General features: G+C 74.3%; 1 protein-coding gene. It reads right to left on the bottom strand.

Annotation, left to right across the window (positions count from 1 at the left end):
- Window positions 1-725 (bottom strand): IucA/IucC family C-terminal-domain containing protein (locus C1J00_RS43890; protein ID WP_281262810.1); only part of this gene is annotated, 725 nt, incomplete at both ends.

The following is a 725-nucleotide window of genomic DNA, read 5'->3' as shown; positions in this document are numbered from 1 at the left end:
AAACCGGCGTGCCGTTCGGTGAGGGCGCCGGCGATCTCGGTCAGGTGGTTGACGACCAGGCAGTACACGAGCCGCTCCCAGCCGGCCTGCCGCGACACCTCCGGCAGCATTCTCACGCCCTCGGCGTCCCGGTACAGCACCTGCACGGGCATGCCGCCGGCGTCCACGGCGACCAGGGTGTTCTGCAGGTGGGCCTCGATGACGACGCCGTGTTCGGCGAACGCCGTCAGCGCCGGGGGCACGACCCGGGCCAGGTAGGCCGACCACCAGGCCCCCGGGTCGGCGGCGCGGTCGAGCGGGCTGCCGTCGAAGCCCTCGACCAGACCGGCGGCGAGCAGCGGGGTCGCGCCGGGCAGGAGGCGGTCGCCGAAGCCGTCGCGCACGAGGACGGCCAGTGCCTCGAAGGCGAAGCCGGCGGTGCGGTACCCGCGGTCGGCGAGCCAGGCCGGGGGCCCGTCGAACGTCGCGAAGGCGGCGCACACGGCCGCGTCCGTCCCGCGCAGGGCGAGCAGGTCGTGGCGCCAGAGCCGGCGGATGTCGTTGGTGATGCGCACGTCCAGGCTGAACTTGAGGAAGAGGTCCTGTTCCGGTGCGTAGAGCGTGCGGATCGCGGCCGTGGGCCAGGTGTCGAAGGCGGTCGTGCCGAGCCGGATGAGCCGGCCGTCCGCGAAGGCTCCGGCGAGCTCCCCACCGGCCAGGTCGAGCTGCCAGGGGTGGGCGGGGAG

This window comes from Streptomyces cahuitamycinicus, from assembly GCF_002891435.1.
In the GTDB taxonomy this organism is placed as follows: Bacteria; Actinomycetota; Actinomycetes; order Streptomycetales; family Streptomycetaceae; genus Streptomyces; species Streptomyces cahuitamycinicus.
Note: the sequence above shows the minus strand (reverse complement) of the source record. Positions and strands in the feature narration are given on the sequence as shown.